Annotated in this window: 4 protein-coding genes; 2 read left to right on the top strand and 2 right to left on the bottom strand. The window is 39.7% G+C overall.

Annotation, left to right across the window (positions count from 1 at the left end):
- The first annotated feature begins 297 nt into the window (after window positions 1-297).
- Together IQ229_RS18190 and IQ229_RS18185 are read left to right on the top strand one after the other, a co-directional pair.
- Entirely contained in the window at window positions 298-1,611 is a 1,314-nt protein-coding gene (locus tag IQ229_RS18190) for a serine/threonine-protein kinase (RefSeq protein WP_194046125.1), read from the top strand.
- A gap of 213 nt (window positions 1,612-1,824) precedes the next feature.
- A complete protein-coding gene (locus tag IQ229_RS18185; protein WP_194046123.1) occupies window positions 1,825-2,097 on the top strand; it encodes a DUF2281 domain-containing protein in 273 nt (90 codons plus the stop codon).
- 282 nt (window positions 2,098-2,379) lie between these two features.
- On the opposite strand, the gene IQ229_RS18180 is transcribed toward IQ229_RS18185, so the two are convergent.
- Together IQ229_RS18180 and IQ229_RS18175 are read right to left on the bottom strand one after the other, a co-directional pair.
- A complete protein-coding gene (locus IQ229_RS18180; protein ID WP_194046121.1) occupies window positions 2,380-2,937 on the bottom strand; it encodes a DUF2808 domain-containing protein in 558 nt (185 codons plus the stop codon).
- 28 nt (window positions 2,938-2,965) lie between these two features.
- A complete protein-coding gene (locus IQ229_RS18175) occupies window positions 2,966-3,397 on the bottom strand; it encodes a DoxX family protein (RefSeq protein ID WP_194046119.1) in 432 nt (143 codons plus the stop codon).
- Between the last annotated feature and the right edge of the window lie 218 nt (window positions 3,398-3,615).

Below are 3,615 nucleotides of genomic sequence, written 5' to 3'. Positions count from 1 at the left end.
CAAAGAGTTTTAGCCTTAACTGAACCGTATTACCTTATAAAGGGGAGGGAACCAAATTCCTTTTTTCCCCCCTTTATAAGAGGGGATTAAGGGGGGAAAAACACCTGTGGGATAAGCGTTTGAACTTAAGTTAACACCAATGGCGATCGCTGCACCCAACCTACAAAACTACGGTTCTCAAGGTAGACGAGGTTTAGGCTAGACTTATGCAAAAGTTAGTTTTCAAGTCGCATTAGTTGCTTTTGTGACACCAAAAGCGTGTCAGAATCAACATAAGTCATCAATAAATCTGAGTATATGTTCTGGCAAGAAGGACAGCTAATATACAACGGCAAATACAAAATAGAAAAATACTTGGGTGGTGGTGGTTTTGCACTTACCTACCAAGCGATGCATACCAAGCTAAACCGCCGAGTCGTCATCAAAACCCCCAACATTAACGTCCAACGAGATCCAGACTATCCCAAATATCTTGAACGCTTCAAAAAAGAAGCACAGATGCTGGCAATGTGTTGTACAGACTCACATCCTCATATTGTGCAAGTATTCGACTTTTTTGAAGAAAATGGTCGCTACTGCTTAGAAATGCAATATATAGCAGGCGAGAGTTTATGGGAATACGTGCAACGCCAAGGGAAATTACCCGAAACTGAAGCTATAAAATACATCCGCCAAATGGGTTTAGCTTTGGTAGAGGTACATAAAAAAGGAGTTTTTCATCTTGATGTCACTCCTCCTAATATTATGCTCAACTTTAATTCAGGGATTCCTAACTCTGGCAAAGCGGTGCTGATAGATTTTGGTATTGCCGGCGATATGTCCCCACCAAGCACCCTGTCTAGGTCTTTTGGTAACAAAGCATTCGCACCTTATGAGTTAATACACAAAGGAATCCGTCACCCAACAGTTGATATCTACTGTTTAGCTGGATCATTGTACTATGCCATTACTGGACAACGCCCCACCAATTCCTTTAACCGTAAGTATGAACAAGAGGAATTAGTACCACCAAAGCAACTTGTCCCTAGTCTTAGTGATGCTGTAAATGAAGCGATTCTGCAAGGCATGGCATTAGAGGCAAAAGATCGACCCCAGACAATGGAAGAGTGGTTGAATTTACTCTCCTCTTCGCAACTGGGGAGGTATTTTGTAGAAATTGAGAGTATAGAAGTATTAATATTAGCTTCAGATGTGGGGGTCAATTACCAAAACCTACAAAATTTACTCAAAGCGGGTCAATGGAAAGCAGCAGACGAAGAAACCACCAGAGTCATGCTGAAAGTAGCCAAAAGAGAAAAGGAAGGCTGGCTTGATTATGAATCCATTGAAAATTTTCCCTGCACAGACTTACGCACAATTGATCAATTGTGGGTAAAATACAGCAATGGTCATTTTGGCTTTAGCGTACAAAAACGCATTTGGCTAAAATGCGGTGGCAAAGTAGATTATGAAACAGAGCGTTTTTTGGGCGATTGTGTTGGCTGGCGCTTCAAAGGTAGATGGTTGTCCAGAGAAGATGAATACAACTATTCCCTTTATGCCCTCCAAGGGCATCTTCCGGCTATTAATGATAACAACGCGATACTTCTTCTCTCGCGTCCAGACTTGTAAATTGTAATCTATAAACGTTTTCGAGATTTGGAAAACTTTGTAAATAAGATATATTCCACGAAGCCTGCAGGTTCTAGCTTTTCGATACCTGTTATGTTTAAATAAGCACCTACTAAGGCGCACGCTTGGCAAATACAAAAAGCTGCTATCAACATTAGATTAAGATATAAATTTAATACCCAGTTTTTCAACCATGTAAATACAGGGGTAATAATGACTATAAAAGAACAAATTAACCAAGAATTAGAAAAATTAACTGAACCCTTATTACAGGAAATTTTAGACTTTGTACAATTTTTGCAAGTCGAACATCAAATAAACAGCATATCTTCAGATAGCCAATCTGTTCAAATGCTTACAACAGAGCATAGCTTAACAGGTTCTACTGCTGAAGATTTGTTAGAATTTGTCGGTAGTTGGGAAGGTTCAGATATTAGAGAATGCTTGCAACTAGTTCATGACAGTCGGATACCTCTAGAATTTTAATTATGTATCTATTTAGATACTAATCACTGTTCTTTCTTGATAGAACGTGTGCCTAGCGTTGTAAATCACTTGATAGCGACTTTGAGCGAATGCGACAAGTAAGAGAAATTTCTTGGGAAAGTTAGGTGTAAATTAAACAGGGTAAAAAAACAGCTAATTTACACCTACTCAATTAATGCAAAAACTTCTCCACGCATCTAACAAATATTTCCACACCCATCCCCAACGCCGTACTTGTAGAAAATATTCCCCATTTCCCATTCCCTATTCCCTCTATGGAAACTACCAACTTCCTCTATTGCTGTAAAACTGGAATCGTCCAAAGCCAAGAAATTGACCGTGAGATTTTTCACCCACAGGGAATGCAGTAACACCCAATAAGTAAACACCAGAAAAGCTTGGATTACTTACAGGGCGGAGGGCGATGGTAATTGTCTGTCCTGGAGTTACAGGTGGGTCAAAGTTTACAGAAACCGTGCGTGTGTCGCGCTCGTTTGTGACTGGGCCTAGTTTTAGTTGCGTTTCTCTGCGATCGCGTGTTCCGACAAATGCACGGGTATCATCAAGATTGTAGCGGATGTTTTCTGACCCCTCTTTTTGTGCGATCGTTACCTTTTGGAGGGATTCTCCAGCATTTTCCGGCACATTGATGGTGAAATAGTAAGTTGCGCCCCAAACATTCACCTCTTTATAAGTAGTTGTCGCGTTAACAAGTTTTGGTGGTTGGACGAAATAGACTAAACCATCTCTAAGCTGCACAGCTTGAGCCATCGGAGGCGTAACTTCTCCAATGCCTATTGCTAACGAGAGTGTTATTCCAAATAAAGTTGTAAGGCGCATGATTCAGATATAAAAAACGCACTTATTCTCATTCTAGTTCCTTGGGAATCAATGACTTAGGAACAATCGAAGCTTGTTTTTCCCCAAACGAAGATTTTGTATACCACCAAGCCCAAGCAATCAAAACAGCTTGAAGAGGAAGTCTAACTACGTGTACCCAAGGTGAGTTTGGTATATGTTCAATCTTAATAAGATTAGCCGCCATGTAAATATTGGCAGGGTAAACAGCAATAAAAAGAGCAAGAAGTCCCCAAGCAGCAGCTTGACTTACAGGCGGAACTAATAACCCGATACCACCCAAAATTTCATAAAAGCCACTGAGATAAACTAATCCTAAAGGGTAAGGTAGTGGCGGCGGCACAATTTTGACATATTCTTCTGGAACAACAAAGTGTGTTACTCCAACCACAATGATGCATATAGCAAGGATGACACGTAATCTTTCCTTATGCTTATTCATGCTTTTTGCCTCTTTATATCTTGCCCTATTACTTCAGTTTGACTGACGGATGTTAATCTGCATTGAGTCAAAAGGAGTAAAAACTGAAAATACTCTAATTAAATCAGAATAAATTACCTTAAAACAGAGATAAAATATTGTTTTTTAGAATTATCTCAGACGAAAATTAACAAAATTGGTGGCAATTTGACCAATCCAAAAATCGCCATATTCTGTAG

Origin of the sequence: Nostoc cf. edaphicum LEGE 07299 (genome assembly GCF_015207245.1) — a bacterium.
In the GTDB taxonomy this organism is placed as follows: Bacteria; Cyanobacteriota; Cyanobacteriia; order Cyanobacteriales; family Nostocaceae; genus Nostoc; species Nostoc edaphicum_B.
Note: the sequence above shows the minus strand (reverse complement) of the source record. Positions and strands in the feature narration are given on the sequence as shown.